General features: G+C 49.9%; 25 protein-coding genes. All 25 read right to left on the reverse strand.

Going from position 1 to position 26,183, the window contains the following annotated elements; all coding sequences use genetic code 11:
- Positions 1 to 3: 3 nt before the first annotated feature.
- Complete coding sequence (locus tag G441_RS0106405) at positions 4 to 1,140, reverse strand: protein-glutamate methylesterase/protein-glutamine glutaminase (RefSeq protein WP_026375580.1); 1,137 nt, start codon at positions 1,138 to 1,140, stop codon at positions 4 to 6.
- An 8-nt stretch (positions 1,141 to 1,148) separates the two neighbouring features.
- Positions 1,149 to 3,407 carry a chemotaxis protein CheA gene (locus G441_RS0106410; RefSeq protein ID WP_026375581.1) on the reverse strand — a complete coding sequence of 753 codons (2,259 nt, stop codon included), beginning with the start codon at positions 3,405 to 3,407 and terminating at the stop codon, positions 1,149 to 1,151.
- A gap of 13 nt (positions 3,408 to 3,420) precedes the next feature.
- Complete coding sequence (locus G441_RS0106415; RefSeq protein WP_026375582.1) at positions 3,421 to 4,167, reverse strand: protein phosphatase CheZ; 747 nt, start codon at positions 4,165 to 4,167, stop codon at positions 3,421 to 3,423.
- Positions 4,168 to 4,202: 35 nt separating this feature from the next.
- Positions 4,203 to 4,586 (reverse strand): chemotaxis response regulator CheY, encoded by a 384-nt coding sequence (gene cheY / locus G441_RS0106420; protein WP_026375583.1) that lies wholly within the window; start codon positions 4,584 to 4,586, stop codon positions 4,203 to 4,205.
- Positions 4,587 to 4,626: 40 nt separating this feature from the next.
- Complete coding sequence (locus tag G441_RS0106425; protein WP_026375584.1) at positions 4,627 to 5,355, reverse strand: RNA polymerase sigma factor FliA; 729 nt, start codon at positions 5,353 to 5,355, stop codon at positions 4,627 to 4,629.
- Positions 5,352 to 6,218, reverse strand: coding sequence for a MinD/ParA family protein (locus G441_RS0106430; RefSeq protein ID WP_026375585.1), 867 nt, complete (start codon positions 6,216 to 6,218; stop codon positions 5,352 to 5,354). The genes G441_RS0106425 and G441_RS0106430 overlap by 4 nt, the downstream gene beginning before the upstream one ends.
- Positions 6,215 to 7,639, reverse strand: a complete 1,425-nt coding sequence (gene flhF, locus G441_RS0106435; protein WP_026375586.1) for a flagellar biosynthesis GTPase FlhF — start codon at positions 7,637 to 7,639, stop codon at positions 6,215 to 6,217. Before flhF ends, G441_RS0106430 begins: the two co-directional genes overlap by 4 nt.
- Before the next feature lie 34 nt (positions 7,640 to 7,673).
- Complete coding sequence (flhA, locus tag G441_RS0106440) at positions 7,674 to 9,773, reverse strand: flagellar biosynthesis protein FlhA (protein ID WP_026375587.1); 2,100 nt, start codon at positions 9,771 to 9,773, stop codon at positions 7,674 to 7,676.
- A 75-nt stretch (positions 9,774 to 9,848) separates the two neighbouring features.
- A complete protein-coding gene (gene flhB, locus G441_RS0106445; protein ID WP_026375588.1) occupies positions 9,849 to 10,976 on the reverse strand; it encodes a flagellar biosynthesis protein FlhB in 1,128 nt (375 codons plus the stop codon).
- Positions 10,977 to 10,988: 12 nt separating this feature from the next.
- Positions 10,989 to 11,726, reverse strand: coding sequence for a flagellar biosynthetic protein FliR (fliR, locus tag G441_RS0106450; RefSeq protein WP_051275412.1), 738 nt, complete (start codon positions 11,724 to 11,726; stop codon positions 10,989 to 10,991).
- A 48-nt stretch (positions 11,727 to 11,774) separates the two neighbouring features.
- Positions 11,775 to 12,044 carry a flagellar biosynthesis protein FliQ gene (gene fliQ / locus G441_RS0106455; protein ID WP_026375590.1) on the reverse strand — a complete coding sequence of 90 codons (270 nt, stop codon included), beginning with the start codon at positions 12,042 to 12,044 and terminating at the stop codon, positions 11,775 to 11,777.
- 10 nt (positions 12,045 to 12,054) lie between these two features.
- Positions 12,055 to 12,810 carry a flagellar type III secretion system pore protein FliP gene (fliP, locus tag G441_RS0106460; RefSeq protein ID WP_026375591.1) on the reverse strand — a complete coding sequence of 252 codons (756 nt, stop codon included), beginning with the start codon at positions 12,808 to 12,810 and terminating at the stop codon, positions 12,055 to 12,057.
- On the reverse strand, positions 12,807 to 13,292 hold the full coding sequence (gene fliO, locus G441_RS0106465; RefSeq protein ID WP_084407289.1) for a flagellar biosynthetic protein FliO: 486 nt from the start codon (positions 13,290 to 13,292) through the stop codon (positions 12,807 to 12,809). The genes fliP and fliO overlap by 4 nt, the downstream gene beginning before the upstream one ends.
- Positions 13,252 to 13,674 carry a flagellar motor switch protein FliN gene (fliN, locus tag G441_RS0106470; protein WP_026375593.1) on the reverse strand — a complete coding sequence of 141 codons (423 nt, stop codon included), beginning with the start codon at positions 13,672 to 13,674 and terminating at the stop codon, positions 13,252 to 13,254. The genes fliO and fliN overlap by 41 nt, the downstream gene beginning before the upstream one ends.
- 52 nt (positions 13,675 to 13,726) lie before the next feature.
- A complete protein-coding gene (gene fliM / locus G441_RS0106475; protein WP_026375594.1) occupies positions 13,727 to 14,794 on the reverse strand; it encodes a flagellar motor switch protein FliM in 1,068 nt (355 codons plus the stop codon).
- A gap of 16 nt (positions 14,795 to 14,810) precedes the next feature.
- Positions 14,811 to 15,338, reverse strand: a complete 528-nt coding sequence (gene fliL / locus G441_RS0106480) for a flagellar basal body-associated protein FliL (RefSeq protein ID WP_026375595.1) — start codon at positions 15,336 to 15,338, stop codon at positions 14,811 to 14,813.
- Between the two features lie 82 nt (positions 15,339 to 15,420).
- Entirely contained in the window at positions 15,421 to 17,595 is a 2,175-nt protein-coding gene (locus G441_RS19220) for a flagellar hook-length control protein FliK (protein WP_026375596.1), read from the reverse strand.
- A 119-nt stretch (positions 17,596 to 17,714) separates the two neighbouring features.
- Positions 17,715 to 18,149: a flagellar export protein FliJ gene (fliJ, locus tag G441_RS0106490; protein WP_026375597.1), complete on the reverse strand. Its 435-nt coding sequence runs from the start codon at positions 18,147 to 18,149 to the stop codon at positions 17,715 to 17,717.
- Positions 18,150 to 18,152: 3 nt separating this feature from the next.
- Positions 18,153 to 19,484 (reverse strand): flagellar protein export ATPase FliI, encoded by a 1,332-nt coding sequence (gene fliI / locus G441_RS0106495; protein WP_026375598.1) that lies wholly within the window; start codon positions 19,482 to 19,484, stop codon positions 18,153 to 18,155.
- A gap of 8 nt (positions 19,485 to 19,492) precedes the next feature.
- Positions 19,493 to 20,260, reverse strand: coding sequence for a flagellar assembly protein FliH (gene fliH, locus G441_RS0106500; RefSeq protein ID WP_026375599.1), 768 nt, complete (start codon positions 20,258 to 20,260; stop codon positions 19,493 to 19,495).
- Between the two features lie 41 nt (positions 20,261 to 20,301).
- Positions 20,302 to 21,342, reverse strand: a complete 1,041-nt coding sequence (fliG, locus tag G441_RS0106505; protein ID WP_026375600.1) for a flagellar motor switch protein FliG — start codon at positions 21,340 to 21,342, stop codon at positions 20,302 to 20,304.
- 11 nt (positions 21,343 to 21,353) lie between these two features.
- Entirely contained in the window at positions 21,354 to 23,054 is a 1,701-nt protein-coding gene (fliF, locus tag G441_RS0106510) for a flagellar basal-body MS-ring/collar protein FliF (RefSeq protein ID WP_026375601.1), read from the reverse strand.
- Between the two features lie 19 nt (positions 23,055 to 23,073).
- Positions 23,074 to 23,409: a flagellar hook-basal body complex protein FliE gene (gene fliE / locus G441_RS0106515; RefSeq protein WP_026375602.1), complete on the reverse strand. Its 336-nt coding sequence runs from the start codon at positions 23,407 to 23,409 to the stop codon at positions 23,074 to 23,076.
- Positions 23,410 to 23,591: 182 nt separating this feature from the next.
- Positions 23,592 to 24,938 (reverse strand): sigma-54-dependent transcriptional regulator, encoded by a 1,347-nt coding sequence (locus G441_RS0106520; RefSeq protein ID WP_026375603.1) that lies wholly within the window; start codon positions 24,936 to 24,938, stop codon positions 23,592 to 23,594.
- Positions 24,938 to 26,119, reverse strand: coding sequence for a sensor histidine kinase (locus G441_RS18095; RefSeq protein WP_051275388.1), 1,182 nt, complete (start codon positions 26,117 to 26,119; stop codon positions 24,938 to 24,940). Before G441_RS18095 ends, G441_RS0106520 begins: the two co-directional genes overlap by 1 nt.
- Between the last annotated feature and the right edge of the window lie 64 nt (positions 26,120 to 26,183).

Genomic DNA, 26,183 nt, shown 5'->3' on the forward strand with positions numbered 1-26,183 from the left:
GAACTACAACAATTCGGTTTTGAGACTACCTGCTATATCGTCCAGTGCCAGTATTGCATCCGTCAGGTTGGCAGCCGCCACAGCCTGAGGCATGCCATAAACCACACTGGACTGCTCGTCCTGTGCCCAGATTCTGGCACCTTTCGCCTTCATTGCGCGGCATCCCTCGCGACCATCTGCGCCCATACCGGTCAATATCACCCCAAGTACATCACCACCAAACACTTGTGCTAGTGAGGTGAAAGTCAAATCAACGCTCGGTTTATATGTTGTGTTATCAGCACCTGATGGATCGCTTATGCGCACCGTTGCGTGGCCCGCATTGCCTTCTATAAACATTTGTTTGCCACCAGGGGCGAGATAGGCAGTACCAGACGTGAGTCTTTCACCATGCTCGGCCTCTTTTACGTTGATTTTACACAAGCCGTTCAGGCGCTGTGCGAATGCGCTGGTGAAGGTCCCTGGCATATGCTGAACGAGCACGATAGGCATAGGAAAATGTGCGGGTAACTCAACTAATATTTTTTGCAGTGCAACCGGCCCCCCAGTTGACGTACCGATAGCCAGAAGTTTGTATTGTTTTCCTGAACGTCGGGTGATCTGACGACTGATTGACTCGTTTTCTGCTTTTGGTGCAAGACCGCTGCTGCCGCGAAAAAACAAACGGGTTTTAGCCGTTGTGCCAGTGTCGGTCGTTGAGCGGGAGAGTCCTGTTCCCATAGAGCGAAAACGCATACCAGACTTACGCCGGGCAAGGGTCTTAACCTTGGTACGTAGGGCTTCTACGGCTTCCTGTCTGTCCTGGGCAATGTCCTCAAACTTTTTAGGTAAAAAGTCCATCGCCCCAGCATCTAGCGCATCAAGCGTGGCGCGCGCTCCCTCGTGAGTAAGTGACGAAAACATCAAGATAGGGACCGGACGTTTCGCCATGATCGCTCTGACTGCTGAAATGCCATCTAATACCGGCATCTCAACGTCCATAGTCACAACGTCAGGGTCTAATGATTCAGCTTTGGCTATGGCTTCCTTACCATCTCTGGCATCGCCGACGACCTCTATTTGCGGGTCTTGCTGCAGTATTTGCGACACACGACGGCGAAAAAAGGATGAGTCGTCTACTACCAATACCTTATAGGTCATCTGATTTACTAAGTTTTCCGGCTATTAAGGGCTTTTTTTGCGTACCGCTTTAACAGACTCGGCACATCGATAATGAGCGCAATGCCACCATCACTGGTGATCGTTGCCCCTGCCATGCCTGGTGTTCCCTGTAATAATGCATCGAGAGGCTTGATCACCACTTCTTCCTGCCCAATCAGAGCATCTACCACGAAACCGACCTGCTGCGTGCCGATTTGCACAACCACAACATGCCCTTTATCTTTCTCAACGACTTTTTCTTTGGACAGCCATTCGCGCAGATAAAACAACGGTATTGCTTTCGACCTGACGATCATGGTGAGCTGTCCATCAACCGTATTGGTCTTGCTAAGATCCATGTTGATTATTTCATTTACCGCGCCTAGTGGCAGAGCAAAGGTCTGTTTACCAACAATAATCATCAGCGTCGGCAAGATAGCCAGCGTGAGTGGTACTTTTATGTCCAGACGCGTGCCTTTGCCAAGCTGCGAGTCAATGCTCACTGAACCATTTAGCTGATTAATCTTGGTCTTGACCACGTCCATACCCACACCGCGTCCGGAAATATCACTGATTTCCGTTTTGGTGGAGAAGCCTGGCGCGAAGATCAGATTAAAGGCTTCAACGTCAGACATTCGTGCTGCAGCGTCAGCGTCTAGCACACCGCGACTAATGGCAATGTCTTTCAGTTTTTCCGGATCCATGCCTTTACCATCATCTTCGATGGTTAACAGGATGTGATCACCTTCCTGAGATGCTGCGAGTTTCACGGTACCCATTTTAGGCTTACCCGAGGCAACACGTTCGTCTGGCATTTCAATGCCATGATCAACTGAATTGCGGACTAAGTGCACCAATGGGTCGGCCAGAGCCTCAACCAGGTTCTTATCCAGGTCGGTCTCTTCCCCCTCGAGTTCCAGGGTAATTTCTTTTTTAAGACTGCGGGCCAGATCTCGAACAACTCTGGGGAATCTGCCAAACACTTTCTTGATCGGCTGCATACGGGTTTTCATCACCGCGCCCTGCAAATCTCCGGTAACCACATCCAGATTGGCAATCGCCTTGGACATGCTTTCATCGTTAATATTGATACCGAGACTCAACAAGCGGTTACGGACCAGTACCAATTCGCCAACCATATTCATGATCTGGTCAAGACGCTTGGTATCAACGCGTACGGTTGTTTCACCCTGTTGCGGAGCAGCAGGTCGCTTGTCTTCTTTCTTAGTCGCTGCTGCGGGCGCAGGCGCCTCAGCTTTTGCTGCAGCCGGTGCTGGCGTTGGTGCAGGTGCTGGCGCGGCAGCAGGTGTTGGTGCAGGTGCGGGAGTAGGCGCAGGTTTTGGCGTATCACTCTTGGCACTGTCCTGACTCGCTGCCGGCGTTGGCGTTGCTGCGCCAGTCTCTTTGACGCTTGGGCCCTTGCCCTGACCGTGTAATTGGTCTAACAACGCCTCAAATTCATCGTCAGTGATATCTTCATCGTCACTGTCGTCGGTTTCCTGCTGTGCAGGTGGAGCCTCGGCCGCTGCAGACTTCTCATTAAATTGCCCTTTACCGTGCAATTCATCGAGCAGCGCTTCAAACTCATCGTCTGTTATGTCTTCACTACTATCAGAAGTACTTTCGCTGCTACTACCTTCAGCTGCCGATGCAGCGGGCGTCGCTGTCGCGCTGTCATTCTTGCCGGGGGCACCGGAACCGTGCAGCTCATCTAACAGTGCCTCAAACTCATCTTCTGTTATCTCTTCCAAGGAACCATCAGTTGATTCTGCAGTAGCGTTTTGTGCAGGCTCCTCAATCTCTAACTCAGGTTCTGGCTCTGGGGCAGGAGTAGGCGCTGGCGCAGCGTCAGACTCAAAAATCTTTTCGTCAGGCTTTTCAGGCTTACTCAGTTTATGCAGGATATCGATGAGCTCCGGGGAGGCAGGCTCCAAAGGATCTCTCGCTTTGACTTTCTGGAACATGTCGACCACCACATCGGTGGCCTGCAGGATCACGTCCATTAGCTCAGGCGTAAGTGTCCGCTGTCCATTACGCATCACATCGAAAACGTTTTCTGCGCCATGACAAATCTCGACCAGCTCAGTCAGGGATAAAAACCCTGCCCCACCTTTAACCGTGTGATAGCCACGGAATATGGCGTTGAGCAGGTCGGAATCCTCCGGATTGTTCTCCAGATCGACGAGTTGTTCTTGTAATGTTTCTAGAATTTCCCCGGCTTCGACCAGGAAATCCTGTAATATATCCTCGTCAACATCAAACGACATCGAACTGTTCCCCCTAAAACCCTAGGCTGGACAAGAGATCATCAACATCATCCTGGCCGGTGACAACGTCATCTCGACCTTCAGCGTCAATAATCGGACCTTCTGCTTCAACTGTATCGGTCTTTTTCGAAGATTTGTGAGTTTTTTCCGACACTTCCGGTTCCCCGAACATTGTCAGCATGTTCACCAAACTGTCTTCGACTTCCTTAACCAGTTCGATAACCCGTCTGATTACCTGTCCGGTCAAATCTTGATAACCCTGCGCCATCAATACTTCCGTCAGCAGTGACGTGAGTTTTGATGTGTCCTCAGACGCACTCTCCAAAAGCTTGTCTAAGTCATAGCAAAGGGATTTGAATTCGCCAAATTCAATCTGCCTGTTCATTAACTTTTTCCATTCAGGCAAAATCTTGCTGATTTCAGCGTGTAAATTCTCAGCAATTGGCATACTTGACTCGACGGCGTCCATCGTCGTGTTAGCCGCCTTCTCCGTCTCTTCAATAACGTATGTAAGACGGCTCTGGGCGTCCGGTATATCTTCGGTGGCCAAATCGGTAATACGTGAATCAAGTTGAAAGCTGTTCAACGAATCATGCAGCTGACGGGTCAACTTACCTACTTCGGCGAACAGTTCGACGGATTCCTTCATCGCCACCGCATCCATGATGGCTTTCGCACCGTCGTTGTCACCTGCTTCCAGACATTCAACGAGCTGCCGCGCTTCCTCTAATGATATAGGTGGCGTGTTTGTGGCTGTCATTCAGCTTCTCCTTAACAAAGCGGGAACGGACTGAATCAGCCTAGTCGCTCAAAGATTTTGTCCAGCTTTTCTTTCAGAGTTGCCGCTGTAAATGGCTTGACGACATATCCATTTACGCCGGCCTGCGCAGCCGCAACGATTTGTTCCTTTTTCGCTTCCGCGGTGACCATCAACACCGGGATGTGCTTCAGGCTGTCATCTGACCGAATCGCACGCAACAGATCTATGCCCTGCATCCCTGGCATATTCCAGTCTGTCACCACAAAGTCAAAATCCCCTTGCTGTAACATAGGTAGCGCAGTACTGCCGTCATCAGCTTCCTGAATGTTGGAAAAGCCAAGATCTTTTAACAAGTTTTTTATGATTCGTCTCATTGTCGAAAAGTCGTCGACAACGAGAATTTTCATATTTTTATCCAAAACTGCCTCCGATGAGGATCGGTTAATATCGTTATGATTATTACTCTACCGCGCGCCATGACTGCATGCGCGACTTTAATTTCAACATGGCCTGACTATGAATCTGGCTTACTCTTGACTCACTCACCTCAAGCACTTCGCCTATTTCACGTAAGTTTAGCTCTTCATCGTAATATAGCGACAAAACAATCGCTTCACGCTCAGGTAATGTAGTAATAGCATGTGCCAGCGCTTTTTGGAATTCTCCTTCCATTAAGTCTTCAAAGGGCGCATCACTGCCCCTGTTGGCATCAGTGCTGATCACGTCCTCGGATACGCCAAGGTCTTCAATACCCATTATTTTACCGGCATTGACCTCATTGAGCATCTGGTGATAACTGTCCAAACTGACATTCAGTTTTTTCGCTACTTCAACATCACGGGCATCCCGACCGGTTTCTTTTTCGACCAAGTCGATAGCTTCCATAATAGCGCGGCCATTTTTATGCACCGAACGAGGTGTCCAGTCACCTTTACGAATTTCGTCGAGCATAGCACCGCGGATGCGAATACCTGCAAAGGTTTCAAAGCTCGCACCTTTCGACCCATCGAAATTCTTCGCCGCCTCCAATAGACCTATCATGCCAGATTGAATCAAGTCATCGACAATAACACTGGCCGGCAAACGTGCCATTAAATGGTGGGCAATGCGTTTTACAAGCGGCGCGTGGCGCTCGACTAACTCGGCTTTATTAACAGATTGTTGGTATGCCGTTGCTTTGCTCGTCACCCGTTACCACCTGCTGCCTTTTTGGTAACCAGTTGCTCAAGGAAAAACTCCAGATGGCCGCCTGGCTGAGTCGGTACTGGCCAGTGCATGGCTTCTTTAGCCAGTCCTTTAATTGCCATGGCCGCTGGTGATGCGGGAAATGCATCGACAATCGCTTTTTGCTTCCTCACCGCCTTGCGAATATTTTCATCGTAGGGAACTGTCGCAACAAGCTCCAATGCCACATCGAGAAAGCGTCCGGTAACTTTGGATAATTTATTAAATAATTCCTGTCCCTCGCGCACGTTGCGGACCATGTTTGCAACAATTTTAAATCTGAACACCCCGTATTCGCGATTCAGTATTTTAATCAGCGCGTAGGCATCCGTTAGCGATGTTGGTTCGTCGCATACCACTACCATGATGTCTTGAGAAGCTCGAGAAAAGCTCAGCACCATATCGCTGATACCGGCTGCGGTGTCGACGATTAATACGTCAATAGGAGTTTGTAATTCACTGAACGCGCGAATCAGACCGGCATGCTCGGTTGGACTTAGTTCGGTCATGGACTGCGTGCCAGATGACGCTGGCGCTATCAGAATGCCGTGTGGCCCGTGCACCAACACCTCATCCAGCGTCGCCTCGCCAGACAACACGTGAGACAGGTTTTTCTCTACCCGTAACCCCAATAACACGTCAACGTTTGCCAGGCCCAGGTCGGCATCGAGTACCATCACTCGTTTGCCCTGCTTGGCCATTGAGATTGCCGTGTTTAAGGTGATATTGGTTTTACCAACACCGCCTTTGCCGCCGGTTACGGCGATGACTTTAACTAACCGAGATTGATTCATTCTTCGTAAGCTGCTCGCCTGGTCCTCGATCATACTGCAAGTGCTGAGTTTACTTCATGCTGAGTTGTAGTATGGGCTAAACCATATTTTTTATAAAGCTTTGCTGCGGTTGATACTAAAAATTTTGCATCGGCTCGGCGCAAATCTTCAGGAACCTTCTGACCATTGGTGATGTAACCTACCGGCAAGCCCTTATCGATAACGACACTCAACGCTTCACCGAGGCTATAGCACTCGTCCAGTTTGGTCAGAATACAGCCACTCAACTGTACATTTTTATAAGCATGCAGAGTCTGATGCAATACTTTATGCTGAGCAGTGGCTGGCATCAACACATACTTACTTATCGCACTTCCTGCCAGTTGGTCAATATTATCCAACTGCCGCACCAGTCTCTCATCCCGTTGACTGAAACCGGCACTGTCGATTATCACCATGCGCTTATGCCGTAAATGATACAACGCATCTGCCAGTTCGTCTGCGTGCTGCGCCTTCTTGACGCTGCAACCAATAATTCGAGCATAGGTGGCAAGTTGTTCATAAGCGGCAATGCGATAACCATCAATAGTCACGAGCGCGACCTGATCGGCGCCATATTTTTGCGCGTACCGGGCAGCAAGCTTCGCGGCGGTCGTGGTTTTACCGGAGCCTGTCGCACCAAGCAAAGCCACTACGCCTTTACTGCTTAACATATCCTGGCTATCTATGCGCAGGCGATTAGCCAGCAACTTGAGTATAAACAACCAGGCCCGACGTTCGTCAGCACTTTCAGGGGCAAACGTCACGATCTGTTCTGCTAAGCTTCGAGTAATACCCATATCCTGCAATCTGTCGCTGAGATAGCCATGCAAAGGGTGTCGGCGACGCTTGTCCTGCTCAAGTAGACCGGATACCTGAAACTGCAGAACATTGCGCAGCGAACTGATCTCATCCTTCAGCTCTTCCAGCGTTGTACTCGCCGTCACAGTGTCGCTTTTTTGGCGAGGCTGTGGCGCGTCAAAATACGGATTGGCCGGTGTGCTGGTATTTCTGTCAGCCGCTTGAGTATAGGTTTGCTCAGACGAAGGACGCTGCCGTGAATCCTCACTGACGTTTTGCGCAGATTTAGCGGCCTGCTCTGGGCGCATCTTGGGTGAAGGTGCCTTCGGTTGCTCTTGCTCGCTATTCGATTTGGCATTGGCGGCGGCCTGTTGTTCAAGCAGTGCCTTAAGTGAATCAGGACCATCGTCACCAATAATCTCGCTCAAGGTCGGTGTCGATGTTGGTGTAGCGCGGTTTTTGCTTTCAGCCACATCACTTTTCTGTGGCACCGTGTCACGATCATAGGCAGCAACAAGCTCCAAGCCATCTTTGAGTTTTTTGGTCGACATGATCACCGCTTCGCTACCGAGTTCTTCGCGCACCAATCGCAGTGCTTCGCGCATGTCTTTACCGTAAAAGCGTCTAATTTTCACTTGTTCACCTCAAGCTTCATATTGCAGTGTCATTTTATTGACCGACTGCACTAACAATTCTTATCTGCTTGTCATCCGGGATTTCCTGATATGACAGGACATGTAATCCCTGAACAGCATGTTTCAGGAAGCGGCTCAATACCGGACGTAACATGCCAGATGTCAATAATACTGCTGGTTCGCCGGCCAATTCCTGTTGTTGACTTGCTTCGTTTAATGATTGCTGCATCTTTTCGGCCAGTCCTGGCTCTATACCTGCGCCATCTTCGCCACCGGCTTGCAGTGACTGGTGCAACATTTGTTCCAGTTCTGGCGCCAAAGTAATGACAGGAATTTCCTGCTTACCTCCATTGATTTCTTGCATGATCAGACGCTTAAGCGCGATTCTGACGGCAGATACCAATACGTCTGGGTCCTGACTCTTCGGCCCATATTCACTCAGGGTCTGCACAATCGTGCGCATGTCGCGAATAGGCACACCTTCATACAGAAGTGTCTGCAATACTTTTACCACCGTACTGAGCGGCAGGATGTCTGGTACCAGCCCTTCCACTAACTTGGGACTCTGCTTGGCAAGCATATCCAACAGTTGCTGTACTTCCTCGTGTCCTAACAGCTGATACGCATTGTTGGTGAGTAATTGGCTCAAATGCGTCGCGACCACAGTGGCCGCGTCGACCACGGTATAGCCAAGGGTTTGTGCATGTTCACGCTGACCCGGTTTAATCCACACGGCGTCGAGGCCAAAGGCGGGATCTTTGGTTGGACGTCCATCCAGCTTGCCAAACACTTGTCCTGGGTTGATGGCCAGCTCATTATCATGGGCTATTTCAGCGTCACCAATCGTCACGCCGAGCATGGCGATGGTGTAGGCGTTGGGATCCAGGTCAAGGTTGTCACGGATGTGCACCGGCGGGATAAGAAACCCTAATTCCTGTGAAAGCTTCTTACGTACACCTTTGATGCGAGTCAATAGCTCACCACCTTGCGCGCGGTCAACGAGCGGAATCAATCGATACCCCACTTCAAGACCGATGGTATCGACATGCTGCACATCATCCCAGCCGAGCTCTTTCACTTCGGCTGGTTGCGCCGTTAGTTCCGGCGAGTCTTCAACGACTTCAGGCATGGCATCACGTCGCGCCTGAAGATAATCACGCAGGTAAGCATAGCCGCCAACCAACACAGCAAACGTTAAGAATGCAAAGTGCGGCATGCCAGGCACAATGCCCATTACAAACAATAATGCCGCAGTCACATACAGGGCACGTTTGTCCGCCAGTTGTTTGGTTAGCTCAAAGCCCATCTCCTGATCATCGTTTTCACGGGTCACGATGATAGCGGTTGCCACGGACAGCAGTAATGAAGGGATTTGCGCGACCAGACCATCACCGATGGTCAGAATAGTATAAATCTCAATCGCCTGACCGAACGCCAGGTCGTGCTGGATCATGCCGATGAATAGGCCACCTACGATATTAATAAGCATGATAAACAAGCCAGCAACCGCGTCACCTTTTACAAACTTTGACGCACCGTCCATTGAGCCGTAAAAATCCGCTTCAGAGGTGATTTCCTCACGACGTTTTCGTGCTTCGTCCTGATCGATATAACCAGCATTGAGATCCGCATCGATGGCCATTTGTTTACCGGGCATGGCATCTAGGGTAAATCGGGCGCTTACCTCGGAAATACGTCCAGCACCGGCCGTCACTACTTTGAAGTTAATGATTAGCAGAATCGCAAACACGACGATACCCACTGCGTAATTACCGCCAATCACCACCTCACCGAACGCCTGGATCACTTTCCCAGCTGCGTCACCACCTTCATGACCTTCGAGCAGAACAACACGGGTCGAGGCTACGTTAAGCGCAAGTCGCAATACCGTCGCAATCAGCAGGACTAGTGGGAATATGCCAAAGTCGATTGGCCTGCGGGTAAATACCGCGACCAGAATAACCACCAGCGACAGGGCAATGTTAAAGCTGAACAGAATATCCAGAAGTACAGCGGGCAGTGGCAACACCACCATACCGAGAATGGCCAGTAACACCAGTGGTACGCCCATGCCTTTCGCCATGGATTGCCACTGGGTTTTGTCAACGCGATTAAAATAGCCGGCAAGCTGCATACAACAAATTTTTGACGTTTAACTGAATCTAACGATTGGTTTGCAACAACTTTGCCAACTTGCGCGAGTGTCAGGTCAGTCTGTGCGCATGTCGTTTGGAATAGGTAAGTCTTTGCGCAGTGGTTTAGGTCGTTTGCCTCTTCCCTGCTTGAACGCTTTATGCTGATAGACATAGGCAAGGACCTGAGCGACTGCCATGAACAGCTTTTCAGGTATAGGGAAATCAGCTTCTGTTGAATAATAAATCGCCCGGGCCAGCATGGGAGACTCAACAATAGGCACATCGTGTGCGCCTGCGATTTTTCTGATATGCATCGCCATTTCATCGACGCCTTTGGCCACCAGAATCGGCGCGCTGTCACCATTTTGATCGTATTTCAGCGCCACAGCAAAGTGAGTCGGGTTGGTAACGACCACATCTGCCTTAGGCACTTCCTGCATCATGCGTTTCGCCGCAGCCTGGTACTGCAAGCGTCTTATCCGTCCCTTAACCTGCGGGTCGCCTTCGGAATTCTTGCGCTCGTCCTTGACCTCCTGCTTAGTCATTTTCATTTCTTTATTGTGTTTGTAACTCTGATAGGGGACGTCTATCAGCGCGATGGGGATCATGCCGCAGCACATCAGCAGAAATGCCCAGGCGATCATTTCCAGAGCGTGAAAAATGTTCAATGGGTACAGTTCGACGTCCAGGTGCAAAGCTTCGTCCTGAAACAAGTTCAGCGCCAGTAATGCCATTGCCGATATGATCACAAATTTACCAATCGCTTTGAGCAGTTCGACCAGACCATTGGTGCCAAACATTCGTTTAAAGCCCGCTATCGGACTGAGCTTATTTGCTTTTGGCGCAGCGCCTTCCCAGGTAAAGTTATAGCCGCCTAACGCAATGCTGCCGTACACTCCGGCAACCAGCGATACAATCAGTAAAAGAATGACAGGTACTGACACCAGCTCTATGACATAGCCCATGGCCTGAAACGCATGGTTAACATCATAGGTTTCATCCCGGGATAATATAAACGTGCGCTGCATAACGGCGAACATGGCCTCCCCGAGCATTTCGCCAAACAGCAACAAAGACAGCGCGCTACCGATCAGTACCAGCGTGGTAGACAGTTCGCGGGAACGGGCGATCTGGCCCTTTTTGCGGGCCTCCTCAATCTTTTTCCCAGTGGGTTCTTCGGTCTTTTCATGTGCATCAGCCATGACGACGCTCCCTTAACTGCACACGTAGAGCAATTCACACATGAATTGCTGTGCGCGTAACCACTGGTCTTCAAAGTGGTTAGCAAAGTTACCCATGGTGACCCAAATGATCACCAACCCCATGATTTGTGCAATCGAGAAACCAATGCTGAAGATATTCAGCTGCGGCGCTGCTTTAGTCATGACGCCGAAAGCAAGATTAACGATCAATAACGATACGATAGGCGCCAGTGAAATAGTCACGGCTGCCACAAACATCCAACCGGCCCACAACGCCAGAGACTCAAATTGTTCGCCTGTCCACCATGCCTCGCCGATGGGGAAGGCTTCAAAGCTCATTGCGATCATCTGGATCATGGCCAGATGACCGTCGAATGTCCAAAATAGTAGCGTCGCCAGAATCAGATAAAACTGACCTACTGCAGGCACGTTAATGCCGTTAACCGGATCGACAATTGACGCAAAGCCAAGACCGGTTTGCATCGCTACAACCTGACCCGCTAGTACAAATGTGTTAAGCACCATGCTGGAGATAAAGCCGATTGCCAGACCAATGATCAACTGCTGGATTGCGATCACAAAGGTCCCGGCATTAAACAACTCAGGCACCTTGACGGGAGGAATTGCGGGGATTATCACCAGCGTTAAACCCAATGCCAGTAGGGCTCTGATCGGTGGAGAGACGGTTTTGGCACTGATGCCCACCATTGCTGCAAACAAGCCGCTGATGCGCATAAATGGCAGCATCATGTCGACCAGAAACTGATTGACGGTATCAAGCGCGATATTCACAGTAAATTAACCGACCACCTGAGGGATTTGCTCCACCATCGTGAAGGTGAAATCCATTAATTTCTGCACCAGCCAGTGCCCACCCCAGCTCAACGCCAGTAACGTGACAATCAGGCGGGGCAGGAAGCTCATGGTCTGTTCGTTAATGGAGGTGGCAGCCTGGAACACCGCCACAATCAGCCCCACAAATAGGCTCGGCAGAATAATGGCGGAGACCAGGATGATCACCATTTGCATGGCCTCGCGCAGGATTTCGACAAAGACTTCTGGTGACATGACTGTTCCCCTAGACCCCCATACCAAAGCTTCCCGCCAGGGTGCCAAAAATCAGGCTCCACCCATCCACCAGAACAAACAGCATCAATTTAAAGGGTAACGATACGATCATAGGCGACAGCATCATCATGCCCATTGCCATCAGTACTGATGCGACGACCAAATCCAGGATCAGGAACGGAATAAACAACATAAAGCCGATTTGAAACGCAGTTTTAAGCTCACTGGTCACAAATGCGGGGATCAGAATATTCATTGGCACATCAGCTGGATCATCAAACTGCCCTTCATAGCCACCGATTTTCACGAAGGTTTCGAGATCGGTGACCCGCGTCTGTGCCAGCATGAATGCACGCATAGGTCCTTTCGCCTGCTCATAAGCCTCTAGCGAGGTAATTTCTTCATTTAGATAAGGCTGCAAAGCACGTTCATTAATTTCCTCAAATACCGGGGCCATAATGAACATGGATAAAAACAACGTAACGCCTATCAATATCTGGTTAGAGGGTGACTGCTGCAGACCTATTGCCTGACGTAAAATTGACAGTACCACGATAATACGAGTAAACGAGGTCATCATGATGACAAACGCCGGCAGCAGACTCAGCGCTGTCATAATGAACAGGACCTGCAAGGTCATAGTGTAATCTTGGGTTCCATCCGCATTGGTCGTCACCGTCAATGCCTGAATGCCAGGTGCAGCGCTGACATCGGCGCTTAACAAAAGACCGCTGAGGAAAAGTAAGGTCACGAGCAGTTTGTTCACTGTGCGTCTCCCTCTTTATTTTGCACGGCAGGGTTGAGTTTGCCCGCCATCGCCTGCACCAGCTTGTCTTTGAAAGGAGATGCCATAGCAACAGAATCGTCTTTAAGATTCTCATCCAGCGTCGCCAGGTGAGAGATGTTGTGCGCCGTGATCCCCACCAGATGTTGCTGGTCACCTACCTGTAACACGACAATGCGTTCTTTATGGCCGGCCATCATGGATGCCACCACTTTCATTTTGCTATTGCCCGTTGGAGTGACATTAAACCGACGCATTAGAAACGCCAGCATGAAAACAACGCCCACAACCAGCAATAAAGACAAAAAAATTGACACTATTGAGGTTGGACTGGAGAGGCTTTGGGGCTCTGCTAGAGCCGCAAATGAAGGGAAAATCAGGAGCGCAAGGAGACCCCAGCCTCCTGATTTTAAAGCGTTTTTTCTATCTGAGTTTTTTGATTCTTTCGATTTGACTAATAACATCCGTTAACCGAATACCGAACTTGTCGTTGACCACTACTACTTCTCCATGAGCAATCAACGTGCCATTTACTAAAACATCTAATGGCTCGCCCGCTACCCGATCTAATTCCACCACTGAACCCTGGTTCAGCTGTAATAGATTGCGGATGCTAATCTGACTTCTCCCAACCTCCATCGAAATGGTGACAGGAATATCCAGAATGGTGTCTAGTTTACGCTTTTCTTCCTGCGTAATAGGTTGATCTTCAGACAGTTCATCCAGTTCGGCTTTCTGTACATCAAGATCGGATGCGCCCATATCAACATCATCGGCACCTTGTTCCGCTTCCTCTTGCTCAGCCATTGCGGCTGCCCAATCGTCCATGTCATCTTGTTCGCTCATTTCTCTCTCCTCGGCAGAGTGTCACACCAGTAAACGTAGCCGCACTGCTTCGTCACAGGTCTTCCAGATCCTCTTCCAGTACACTTAATTCAGCGTCGCTATCGATTCTGCGGCCGCCCTTCGTTAACAGTTGTAATTCAGATTTAACCGACTGAGGTCGTGGAATTTTCTCAGTAATTTTCAGCGCAATGTTATCCCGTGAACGTCCCAACTTCGCCCTGAACGTAGGTAAATCTTCGATCAATACTGTGATGGTTTCCGGCATATCAATAGGAATAATGTCGCCTGCCTTGAATTCCATCACTTTTGACAGCGGCACTTCGATATCCAACATATGGGTCGACAACGCCACGTTGACATCGAGCATTTCATCGCGCAGCGCTTTACTCCAGCGCAGGTCGGTATCTTCTTTATCGCTTTGCACACCCGCGTCGAGTAGCTCACGTATCGGCTCCAACATGGAGTACGGCAACGACACATGGAAGTCACCGCCACCACCATCAAGCTCGATATGAAAAGAACTGATCACCACGACTTCAGTGGGACTGACAATGTTGGCCATGGCTGGATTCACTTCTGAATCCAGATATTCGAATGACACATCCATAACCGGCGCCCAGGCTTCTTTATAGTCCTCAAAAATAAGTTTGAGCAGCATCTGGATTATGCGTCGTTCAGTCGGTGTAAATTCCCGCCCTTCAATTTTCGCGTGATAGCGGCCGTCACCGCCAAAGAAGTTATCCACCAGAATAAAGACCAGTCGCGCCTCCATGGTAATCAGGCCCGTACCTTTCAGTGGGCGAAAGCGCACCATGTTGAGACTGGTCGGTACAAACAGCGTGTGAATATATTCACCGAACTTGATCATCTGGATGCCATTGATAGACACTTCGGCAGAGCGACGCATCATATTGAACAAACTGATGCGCATGTGTCTGGCAAAGCGTTCATTGACGATCTCCAGCGTCGGCATTCTGCCGCGCACGATCCTGTCCTGCGAGGAAAAGTCATATTCCAGCGCAGAGCTGTCGGCGTCGGACGTTTCGACATCTTCTTCTTCAACGTCATCAACGCCGTGTAGCAGGGCATCAATTTCGTCTTGGGATAACAGATCGCTCACGCTGTCACTCTCTCTATCATTGCATTACAAAACCGGTAAACAATACTTTTTCGACCACCTGCGCACCGGCAAGTTCTTGTAGCCGTCGTTGCACCTCACGGGTTGACTGATCGCGCAAAGCCGCTTTCCCCGCTTCTGTCACTAAGTCATCCGCATTAGCCGCGCTAAATACCTGCAACAGCGTACCTTCGATAGCGGGAATATGCTGCTTGGCAACTTCCTCGTTGTCGCTGCCACGCACCATAAGCTGTACCTTAATCTGTACCAATCGGTCCCTGCCTGCTCCTGGTACGTTAAACTGAAATGGCCTGGGCATCGCCACATACAGTGCCGTGCCTACGCGCGCAGGTTCACTGCTACTGCTTGGTGCAGCAGATGGCGCCCCTGTTGCGCTGGCAAAATCCTCTTCAATAGGCGCTTCTTCGCCACCCAGAAAGAACAAGGCTGCTCCACCGCCTGCCAGGACGACAACAAGCGCGATGATGACAATCATCATCTTGCCTTTTTTGCCGCCTTCTTCCATTTGTAATTCTTCTTCAGCCATATTGTTCTCTTTGCACGTAATCCGATAGCGCTATTATTGACTGAGCATCAACAATAGCCAAGCGTCATTGTTGATGATTCGTTTACACATAGTAATCGATGCCGCCTACTCTGCCGTTCACGATGCGTTGTTGGTGACTGACTACGTTGATGTCTTCACTATCTTCGCTTTGCCTGTCACCCGACTGACCGGCAAACTGACCGCCATCAGCGTCCGTTTCACTGTGTCCCTGCTGCTGATGCTGAATGTCTGACTGCCCCAGCTCAATACCCTGCTCGGATAACATGTCACGCAGTCGCGGTATGGCTTGTTCTAATGCATCTCTGGCCTGAACGGACTGCACGGTAAAGCTAATGCTGGCAGCCTCGCCTGATAGATTAACTTTTATTTTCATGGCACCAAGTTCTGGCGGATCAATTCGAATATCAGCCTGTTGTACACGCGAGTTAACCATCCAGCGGACTTTTTCAGCCAGTTGCTGATGTCCTTCGGACTTGGTGATATTGATCGCTTTGTCGACAGCTTGCTGGCTGTTCAGCGCTGCACGAGATGATTCGCTCTGTAACTGATTCACTTCAGACAATCGGATATTCGCTGCCACCTCAGTTTGCGCGTCAGCTGTGCGCACTGCTTGCTGAGCAAAGTTAAGGACCTGTGCAGATTCCTGAATGCGTTTATCTATTGCCGGTTGCATCAGCGCCTGGGCGGTCTCTGCTGACACCTTTTCAGTAGCCTGACTGACCAGCTGTTTCAAATCTATACCGGGCTCCCGCCCCTGCTCAAGCTGTGCTTTAAATTCCTTCACGCCTGCTTGCAACGCTGCCACAAACGCATTTTTATCAGCAGAGTCTGGCAGAAGTCTGCTGGCGATATTGTTCACCGCTTTCTCTAGCCCAGACTCAGACAAGTTGGCTAATACCACCAGCTCGTTATTCGTCCCGGCAGCCGACTCCGTTGTGCCAGACGAGTCTGATTTACGTGTTATGTCGGTAGGTGTGGTAAGCACATCTGATGGCTTAGCCGGTTGCTCATCTTTCGTTATACGCTGTGCAACCATATCGGTAAGGACATCAGCCATTAATTGATTGTCCAACTCACTCATATCAACTGGTGTGATGGTCTCGTTATCTGTTTGCTTTGCGGCCTCAAGCGGGGGTAAAGCTGACATATCTTGCGCACCAGCCGGTTTCACTGCAGTCGCACCCGACACCATGGTTTGCAAAATATTTTCGCTGACACTCACGTCACCACTGATTTGCGTTTCAGTGTCAGTACCTGGCTGCAATTGCACGGTGCTGTCATCAGACTCGGCTGCGTTATGTTGTTCCTTGCGCAATGCATCAAGCATTGCACTCACAATTGTGGCAATGCTGTCTTGTTTCGATGCTTCATCACCAGACGCTGCAACCGATGTGATAGTTGCCTCGTCGCTCGACATTGCTGCCAACGCATCCTTCACTGAACGGGCGATCATACTCTTCGACGGCGTATCAGTTGATTGCTCTGTCAACTGACTGCTTTCATCCCCGCTGTTACCCGATTTCATTAATGCAGCCAACTGGCGCATAAGCTCAGCGGTACCCGCGTCTGCTTCTGACTTACCAGAATCTGGCTGAACGTCATCCAGCCTTTCTTTTATCGGCGTGATAAAATATCCGGGGGCAATTTCTTTCTCCGTTTCGACAGGCTCTGTCGTTTTTGCCTTCGGGGTGACTGATAATTCAGTGATTTTCTGTACTTTCTCTACAAGGTTAACCCAGTCAACGCCATCTTCATTTGCTTCAATGAGAGTTTCATCAACTTGGGTGATCAGATCATCGTAAGCACCCTGCAATGTTGCTGGTTTTTGATGTTCTTCATCGCCGTGAGTATTTGCAGGCAGGGTATGACCATTTTCGTCAGGCTGAGGCGACTTTGCATCGTCCCCAAGGTCCGCTTTTTCGGATAACGCCTTTTGGTCATGTTCTGCCCCGTCATTTTTGCCTTTAGCTATGACTACATCAGTATCGTCTTGCACTTCGCTTTCACGAGGCGGATGGGTTGCTTTATCCTGAGTTGGGGGGGTGTTGGTGCCTACCTTTTTTAATTCACCGGATGCCGAAGAGGGCTTGCCGTCTGACGCCTGCTTACCTTGTTGCTCCCTCATCAGGGACGCAAACGCATCACCCTGATTGCCTGTCTGTGCAGATGCAGTCGCGGGCACGTCAATCGGCAAGGCGGCAACTTCAGGTTTTTGGGTGGCAAGTTGTTGCATCATACTCGGCTTCCTCTTGGCGTTACCTGGCTTGATAAGCCTGTAATTTCGCCGTATTGGTTAATTCACACCATATTGTTGTGATTAACAGAGCAAAGTCCGTTCCATATTTTCTATTCACATTATTTCCGCAGAAACTTTTGCAGTGCCAGTTCATCCATCATGGCCTGTTCCTGTCTGTCCAAATAACTCAAATGTTGCGCTTCACGCTTTTCTAACACGGCCTCGAGCGCTTTACGCTTGCGCTGTTGCGCTAACCACTGCTGTTTACGTTGTTCGGTAACCATGTTCACCCGGTTGATGACCAACACCTGCTGTTCGCAGGCTTTATCAAGTTTGCCGATAAATGACTGATGCTGAGAAAAATGCGTGGCTCTGACACCATCTGCGGCTCGGTTCTGGGTCATAGTCAGATATTCAAGGCGATATTGTTCAAGGCTGGAAAGCTTGTGTTGTTCAGCCTGGCTTTGCTGTTGCGCCAGTTGGAATTGGCGGGCCAATTGCTGTTCTTTATCCCGCTCCCAATCCAATGCCGTACGCAGTTGTTTTACCGACATGGCTTATTCCGTTCCTAACCCATTTGCCAGCTGTATCATAGAAGCCAGACTTTCATCATATGGGATCACCTGCCGCATGCCTTGCTGTAAGAGCGCGTTGATGACAGGTTCCGCCTTGATCGCCAGATCAATACGAGGATCAGAGCCTTTGGTATACGCTCCTAACGTAATCAGGTCACGATTTTGCTGGTAGCGGGAATACACCTGACGGATGCGACGGGATTTTTGCAGATGCTCTTCGCTGACTACCATCGGCATTACCCTGCTGATAGACGCTTCGATATCAATCGCCGGATAATGACCAGCATCGGCCAGCGCCCTGGAAAGCACGATATGGCCATCCAAAATAGCCCTGGCGGCATCTGCAATTGGATCTTGTAAATCGTCACCTTCAGTAAGTACCGTGTAAAACGCCGTAATCGAGCCTTGTCCAGGGCCACCATTGCCAGCACGCTCTACTAATGCCGGCAAGCGGGCAAACACCGAAGGTGGATAGCCTTTCGTAGCAGGAGGTTCACCGACTGCCAGCGCTATCTCGCGTTGCGCCATGGCGTAGCGGGTCAATGAGTCAATGAGTAATAATACGTTCAGACCCTGATCTCTAAAATACTCAGCGATGGTCACTGCCGTCTCACAGCCTTTCAGACGCATTAACGGCGAGTTGTCTGCAGGCGATGCCACAACCACCGCTTTCTTACGGTCTTCTTCACCCAGAATATCCTGAATGAACTCTTTTACTTCTCGTCCACGTTCACCTACCAGACCAACGACAACTACGTCGGCACTGGTACCGCGTGTCATCATGCCCAGCAATACACTTTTACCCACGCCAGAGCCAGCGAACAGTCCCATACGCTGCCCTGAACCTACTGTAATCATTGAATTAATGGCACGCACGCCAACGTCAACCGGCTGCTCGATTGGTTTTCTTAGCAAAGGATTCATAGGCTGCGCACTGAGCGGTACACGCTTTTCGATGTTAATTGGTCCAAGACCATCCAGCGGCAACCCGTTGCCATCTACCACTCGACCCAGTAGATCCATGCCGACACCTATGCCTTGCTCACGATTGAGCGGCTGTACACGGGAGCCAGGGACAATGCCCTTCACCGCTTCGGTAGGCATTAAGTAGGTAATATGTTCAGCAAAGCCCACCACTTCGGCTTCGATCTGGCCGTCAATGGTTTGCACCAAACACTGACTGCCTACCGGTAATTGACAGCCTACGGCTTCCAGTGTCAGGCCAATGCCACGCACTAACTTACCGGCCGTCACAGCGTGTGCACTGGGTACCTGCTTTTGCAACCGTCGGATGTTATCGGCCAGTTTGAGCATGGCATTCTCTACTTCGTTTTCAATCCCTGCTCGAGCAGGAACTTGTCCAGGACTTCGCGGCAGCGTCGCTCTATTGATACATCAACAGCATTGTTCTGGGTAGTGATATCGCAGCCACCTCTAGACATATTCGGTGATTCAATAAACTGCCAGTGATGCTTTTCAATCTCTTCTTCACTGAAGTGCGCATTTACCAATGCAAGATCGTCGGGGTGCAGATGGATCTGATACAGGGTTTCGTTCACTGGCAGTGCTTTTAATCCTTCACTTAATGCCTGCAACAAAATTTCACTGTTATGCTGGACTTCAACATTGATGACTGAACGAGCGAGTACGACGGCCAGTTCAACCAGTTCGCGCTGAACATCGCGCTCAAGGTGTTGCAATGGTTGGTGCAAGGTATCCAGCATGTCCTGCCATTGTGATACACGAGCCTGCACATCTTCACTGCCTTTTTCGAAACCTTCCGCATAGCCATTTTCCAGTCCTTCCTGATGACCTTGATCAAACCCTTCCTTGTGACCGTTTTGCAGACCTTCCTGATAACCGGTTTGCTTACCTTCGGCAAACCCTTCCTCATGGGCGGCCTGTCTAATCGCCTCAATTTCCTCTGCAGTGGGGGGAACGGGTTCGACTTCTTCCTCGGGTGGCTCATATTTCCAATCAGAACGCTTATTGAACGCATTGGTGCGCGAGTCATCTTGTGCATCAGCGCTCTCCACGAATGGATATTGCCACGCAACAACTTTGCTTTTTTGTTCAGACGAGGAAGACACCGCACTACCACCTGATCTCTAAAGAATATAAATGAGGGCGATCACAGGAATTCCTCACCGCCACCGCCGCCGAGCATAATTTCACCCGCATCAGCCAGACGTCTTGCCACTGAAAGAATTTCTTTCTGTGCAGTTTCGACTTCACTGATACGCACTGGACCCAGCGCTTCAAGGTCATCCAGAAGCATTTCTGCGGCACGTTTAGACATATTCTTGGTAATTTTTTCTTTCAGCGAATCGTCGGCGCCTTTAATGGCTTTAAGCAGCGAATCTTGTTGCACTTCGCGCAGGATAGCCTGTATAGCGCGGTCGTCGACGTCTGCAAGGTTGTCGAACACAAACATCAGGTCCTGGATCTGCTGACTCATCTCTTCGTCCTGCTCGCGGATCGCATCCATCAGCTGCCCTTCGATATTGGTGTCCAGGTAGTTCATAATGTCGGCCGCAGACTTCAGGCCCCCCATCTTGGCTGCCTGTGTACCCGCCTGACCGGCAAACTGTTTCTCCATAATTTCGTTTAACTCCTGCAATGCTGCTGGTTGCACCTCTTCGAGGTTCGCGACACGCATCATCAAGTCCAAACGTACTTTTTCCGGGAACTGCGACAGGATCTGGGCAGACTGTTCCGGATCCAGGTACGACATCACGATAGTCTGGATTTGCGGGTGTTCGTTGCGAATGATCGACGCCACCTGTTTTGAATCCATCCATTTCAGTGAATCCAGTCCTTTTGCGCCGCTACCCATCAGGATTTGGTCAATCAGGTTGGCGGCTTTGTCCTCGCCCAGGGCCGCCGTCAAGGCACGCTTGACGAATTCCTGGCTCTGGAAGCCGATGGTGCTGTAATTCTGTATTTCTTCGATAAAGTTTTTGTGTACTGCGGTAATTTTCGACTGCGTCATATCATCTACAGTCGCCATCGCGGCACCGAGTTTCTGAACCTGTTTAGGCTCCAGGTGCTTAAGGATCTGTGCAGCGTCTTCTTCTGACAAACTCAGCAACAAGATGGCGGCTTTCTCGACGCCTTCTAATTTACCGACGTCGTAACCCTGCTCTTCTGCTTCTACCAGTTCACCGGCCATACCAAGTCCTCTTACTCATCCATCATCAGCCAGCCCTTAACGACCTGAGCTGACAGTTCTGGTTCATTGGCGACAAGCGCTCGTACTGCTTTTAACACATCCTCATCCTGATGCAGATCGGGCAGCATCAGCGAACCATCTGCGGCAAATCCAACCTGACCCTCGTCAAACTCCTGACTGAGCATGGATATCGTTTCATCGCCAAGATCCAATGAGCTATCTGCATCAAAGTCATCTGATTGGGTAGTATCTTCAGGATAGATCAGTTTTCTCAGCATGGGTCTGATGACAGCCAGAATCAATACAATAATGATCGCTACGGCGCCGCCAAGTTTAGCCAGCGGCATCAGCTGAGGATGTTCATACCATGGAACTTCGGGCTCCAGGTCAACATCCAGTCGGCTGAATGGAATGCTGACCACTTCCAGACTATCACCACGGGTAACATCAAAACCGATGCCCCCTTGCAACAAACGTCGAATGTTTAGTAGTTCCTGTTGCGAGCGTGGCGCTGATGTGGCGTTGCCATCAGCATCGGTAGACTGCACATAGTCAACCGCCACAGATACACTCAAACGACGGATAACGCCGGTCTGCTGTTTGGTATGGCTTATGGTCGTATCGAGCTCGTAGTTACGTGTCTCTTCTTTACTATTACGTCCCGGTGTGGCTTGCTGTTGATTGCTGCCACTAGCACGCTCTGGAATATTGGCATCCAGTGGAGGTTGGTTGGTCAGCGCACCCGGTACTCCAGCGACCACTGCGCCAACGCTGTTTTCTTCGACAATCATTTCACTGCGCACCGCAGGCAGGTCCGGATTATAGCGGCGCTGAGTTTGCTCAACGGATGTAAAGTCCATCGTCACATCAGCCTGCGCGGTATAGTTGCCCAACCCCAATACCGGAATGAGAATAGAGTCAATTTTTTCGAGATATTCTGCTTCGCGCTTCTTCTCAATCTCATACTCTTTTCTGGACCGTGCAGACATCGAATCCTGTGAGCCAGAGTTAAGTAACCGTCCGTTACTATCGGTCACGGTAACCCTGTCAGGCTCCATACCCTGTACTGCTGACGCCACGATATCGACCACCGCATCCACTTCTTCGCCCGATAAAACCGTGCCCTTACGTGATGTGATCACCACGGTAGCACTGGCCTTTTTCTCGCGACGGGCAAAGACATTTTCTTTAGGCAACGCCAGTAGCACTCGCGCACGGCTAACTGCATTCATCTCTTCAATGGTGCGGCTGATCATTTGCTCTCTGGCGTGTTTCAGTCTCTCCATCTCGAGTCGCTGACTGACACCAAAGCCCATGTCCTGCAAAATGATTTCCGAACCCTCTGAGGCATCCTGATTAAGACCCTGTCGGGCCAGCCCCAGTTTGATATCCTGATATTGATCGGCCCTGACCGAGACAATATTGCCTTCCAGAACATACTCAATTTGGTTCTGGTCAAAATAGTCCAGGGTTTCAATAAGTTCCTGCGTTTGCATTTCTGCCAGGGGGCGATAATTTGGTTCTTGCGCCCAAATGACGATAAAGATAGCAATGGCAACACAGATGACCAGTGCGATAACCAGCGATACCTGACGCATCATATCGACGCTGCCAAGTGAGTCCATGAATCCTGATTTTTGTTCTGGTTCAGAGCCCGACTCGTTGCCTGCGTTATTAGCAATTGCCAGTTCTGTACTTGTTGCCTCTGCCACCTTGCTGCCCTCTTCTCAATTACACTGGCATGTTCATGATTTGCTTGTACGCTTCGAGAACTTTATTGCGCACCTGCAAGGTTGCTTCGAAAGCAATACCGGATTTTTCTTTCATTACCATGACGTCGGCCAGGCTCATTGATTTGTCACCCATATCAAAACGCTGTTGAGCATCTTTAGATTCAAGCTGCATTGAGTTAACCGTATTCACCGCCTGCGACAGCATGTCAGCGAAGTTTTGCGACGAAGGATTGATCTGTTGAAGCTGATTGACTGGCATCTCTGGCATATCCATGCGCGTTTGCGCCATCATGGACTGCATTTCCTGATACAGAGAATTGGCTTTTATATCCATCATCTTTCCTCGGTTAACAAACCTAATGTGTACTGAACGATCTTCAGCAAATTCAATACCAGAATTTTATTTCTTATATCTATCAATAGGTTATAAATTATTTACAGTGAGAGATATTGCTTCTGTCATTTTCTTGACGAATAAAAAAGCCACCTCCTAGGGTGGCTTACAAGGTGTTGGTATCAGGCAGGGATATCAATACCCACTTCACGCATTCTGGCGAGTTTATATCTGAGCGTTCGAGGACTGATCCCAAGACGTTCGGCAACGTCTTTACGCTTACCGTTACATACCTTCAAGGTATCCAGGATAATTTGATGCTCCTGCTGACGCAGTTCAGAGCCTAGCATGCTGTTATCTTCGACACTGTCGTCTGAGTAGGCTGATAGTGACTCAGCACTCATGTTTTCGAGCATCAGATCGGTGCTGTCGATAACATCGTCTTCATGCAGGATAAGCGCGCGCTGAATAACATTTTCCAGTTCTCGCACGTTACCCGGCCATGGATGTTGCAATAGTTTGTTGCGCGCCGAGGCGGTTAACGTTGGCTTCGGTTTACCAAACGCGCCAATGTGTCGCTCAATCATGTGTTCAACTAATGGAATAATGTCGCCTGGACGTTCGCATAGTGGACGCCACGTGATCGGAAATACGTTGAGGCGATAATAAAGATCTTCCCGGAACTTGCCTTCTTCGACAGCCTGCTTCAAATCACGGTTACTGGTTGCAATAACGCGCACATTAAGTGCGATAGTTTTACGACTGCCCAAACGCTCCACTTCCTTTTCCTGCAGGACCCTTAATAACTTTGCCTGTAAGGCTAAATCCATTTCGGTAATTTCGTCGAGCAGAAGTGTGCCGCCCTGCGCCTGTTCAAATTTTCCGGGGCAGGCCTGTAACGCACCGGTAAAGGCTCCCTTTTCGTATCCAAACAGTGTTGCCTCAAGCATATTTTCCGGGATAGCCGCGCAGTTGATTGCGACAAAATCCTGTTTAGCGCGCATTGACTGATCGTGAATGTATCGCGACAACACCTCTTTACCTGAACCACTGGGTCCAAGCACCATGACGGTGGCGTCTGATTTGGCCACTTTGCGGGCTAGAGATAGCATTTCAAGACTACCAGGATCTGCTGCGACTGGCGTACAGGACTGTATCTGGCGTGCCGGCGCATAACGCTCGACGAGGTTTAACAACACTTCTGGAGCAAAGGGTTTAGACAGGTAATCTGTTGCGCCATCTCGCATCGCTTTGACTGCATCGTCGATCGTTGCGTATGCCGTCATCAGCAACACGGGCATGTTAGGGTATTTTTTCTTAATGCTGCGAAGAAGCGTCAGACCTGACATTTCACCCATTTGTATATCGGATATCACCACGTCAATCACATGACCAGATAATTTGATCATCGCCTGCTCAGCATTCTCCGCCTCAATAATACGATATTTGCCTAGCGTTAACGTATCGACCAGCGCTTCACGCAGACCATGATCGTCTTCAACAATCAATACTGTGGTTACATGACTCATTATGCATTTCCCCCTACTAGTTCTTCGCTGTGCGTTGGGTTGGCATGGACATCTGGCTGACTGTCGCCGCTATGCCGGGGTAGTTCGATGGTAAAACGCGCACCACCGTTTTTCATATTCATGGCCCGCACATCTCCACCATGTGAGCGTGCAACCTGTCTTACCACTGCAAGGCCTAGACCCGTTCCCTGCGTACGTGTGGTGAAGAAAGGTTCAAAAAGCTGGTTGGTATCATCTATTGCAATGCCTGGACCGTTGTCCTCAACATGTATAAATATGGATTGCTGATTGCTCTGAAGCACCAGTGTTACACAGGGGGGTGACTGTCCCAGCTGCAAACCATTGTGCAGCAGGTTTTGAATCGCACCAGATAAGGCTGTGTGATTAGCGATTACGACCGGCGGCGAATCCATATCAGTGTCTATCTTGACGGAAATCTCTGCCTGATGCGCGCTTGCAATACTGTCCATCGCCGCGCAGGTACTATGCAGTAATGATTCGACATTAAGTGGCTCAACAACCTGTTGCTCACCACTTTTCGCGAACAGCAGCATGTCGTTGACCTGCGTTTCAAGGTCCTGCAAGCGATCAATCAGTTTGCTACTGAATTTATCGCGCATATCGGCATCGTTGCCTGTACTTTTCAAATTCGCGGCATACAGCATCGCTGATGACAGTGGCGTTCTTATCTGATGAGCCAGGGACGCGACCATTCTGCCCAGTGCCGACAGCCGTTGCATGTGACTGATTCGGTCTTGCAGTTGCCGCGTTTCTGTTAGGTCAGTTAACACGATTAATTGTCCTGGCTCGTCCATCAGCGGTGTAATAGATAGTTTGACCCGACGCCCATCACGCAGCGATACCTCGTGACCGTCATCTGCGCGTGGTTTAAATGCACGCACGATAATGGTTCGCCACAGTTGCCCTTGCAGAGGTTCCCCCAATAGTTCAATCGCCTGTTCATTGACCTGCCGCACAATGCCTTTGCCGTCCAATACAATCACGCCGGCCGGCATGACTCTTAGCAGATGTTGCAGGCGTGTTGACTGCTTCTGCAAAGCGTTTAGGTCATCAGATTGAGAAGGGTGTTCTGTGGTGGCGTCACATGCCTGCTGCTGTGGTCGATGTAACGACTCGTATTGAGTATCATCAACTCCTGCATATGCGCTGTCGAACGTCATAATCACCTCGTGTCAAAAAACTGAACATAGTGTTCTTCACATGAGACAAAGCATATGACGTGCC

This window comes from Aestuariibacter salexigens DSM 15300, assembly GCF_000429145.1.
Lineage (GTDB): Bacteria > Pseudomonadota > Gammaproteobacteria > Enterobacterales > Alteromonadaceae > Aestuariibacter > Aestuariibacter salexigens.

What these genes read in the sequence shown, in the direction of transcription:
- fliO (WP_084407289.1), bottom strand. Translation starts at nt 13,292, where the DNA reads ATGTTATTAGTCAAATCGAAAGAATCAAAAAACTCAGATAGAAAAAAC.
- G441_RS0106415 (WP_026375582.1), bottom strand. Translation starts at nt 4,167, where the DNA reads ATGACAGCCACAAACACGCCACCTATATCATTAGAGGAAGCGCGGCAG.
- G441_RS19220 (WP_026375596.1), bottom strand. Translation starts at nt 17,595, where the DNA reads ATGATGCAACAACTTGCCACCCAAAAACCTGAAGTTGCCGCCTTGCCG.
- fliJ (WP_026375597.1), bottom strand. Translation starts at nt 18,149, where the DNA reads ATGTCGGTAAAACAACTGCGTACGGCATTGGATTGGGAGCGGGATAAA.
- fliE (WP_026375602.1), bottom strand. Translation starts at nt 23,409, where the DNA reads ATGGATATAAAAGCCAATTCTCTGTATCAGGAAATGCAGTCCATGATG.
- G441_RS0106405 (WP_026375580.1), bottom strand. Translation starts at nt 1,140, where the DNA reads ATGACCTATAAGGTATTGGTAGTAGACGACTCATCCTTTTTTCGCCGT.
- fliR (WP_051275412.1), bottom strand. Translation starts at nt 11,726, where the DNA reads ATGATGCTGCCATTTATGCGCATCAGCGGCTTGTTTGCAGCAATGGTG.
- fliQ (WP_026375590.1), bottom strand. Translation starts at nt 12,044, where the DNA reads ATGTCACCAGAAGTCTTTGTCGAAATCCTGCGCGAGGCCATGCAAATG.
- flhB (WP_026375588.1), bottom strand. Translation starts at nt 10,976, where the DNA reads ATGGCTGATGCACATGAAAAGACCGAAGAACCCACTGGGAAAAAGATT.
- G441_RS0106410 (WP_026375581.1), bottom strand. Translation starts at nt 3,407, where the DNA reads ATGTCGTTTGATGTTGACGAGGATATATTACAGGATTTCCTGGTCGAA.
- G441_RS0106520 (WP_026375603.1), bottom strand. Translation starts at nt 24,938, where the DNA reads ATGAGTCATGTAACCACAGTATTGATTGTTGAAGACGATCATGGTCTG.
- fliI (WP_026375598.1), bottom strand. Translation starts at nt 19,484, where the DNA reads ATGCTCAAACTGGCCGATAACATCCGACGGTTGCAAAAGCAGGTACCC.
- G441_RS18095 (WP_051275388.1), bottom strand. Translation starts at nt 26,119, where the DNA reads ATGACGTTCGACAGCGCATATGCAGGAGTTGATGATACTCAATACGAG.
- fliN (WP_026375593.1), bottom strand. Translation starts at nt 13,674, where the DNA reads ATGAGCGAACAAGATGACATGGACGATTGGGCAGCCGCAATGGCTGAG.
- fliG (WP_026375600.1), bottom strand. Translation starts at nt 21,342, where the DNA reads ATGGCCGGTGAACTGGTAGAAGCAGAAGAGCAGGGTTACGACGTCGGT.
- flhA (WP_026375587.1), bottom strand. Translation starts at nt 9,773, where the DNA reads ATGCAGCTTGCCGGCTATTTTAATCGCGTTGACAAAACCCAGTGGCAA.
- G441_RS0106430 (WP_026375585.1), bottom strand. Translation starts at nt 6,218, where the DNA reads ATGATCGAGGACCAGGCGAGCAGCTTACGAAGAATGAATCAATCTCGG.
- fliL (WP_026375595.1), bottom strand. Translation starts at nt 15,338, where the DNA reads ATGGCTGAAGAAGAATTACAAATGGAAGAAGGCGGCAAAAAAGGCAAG.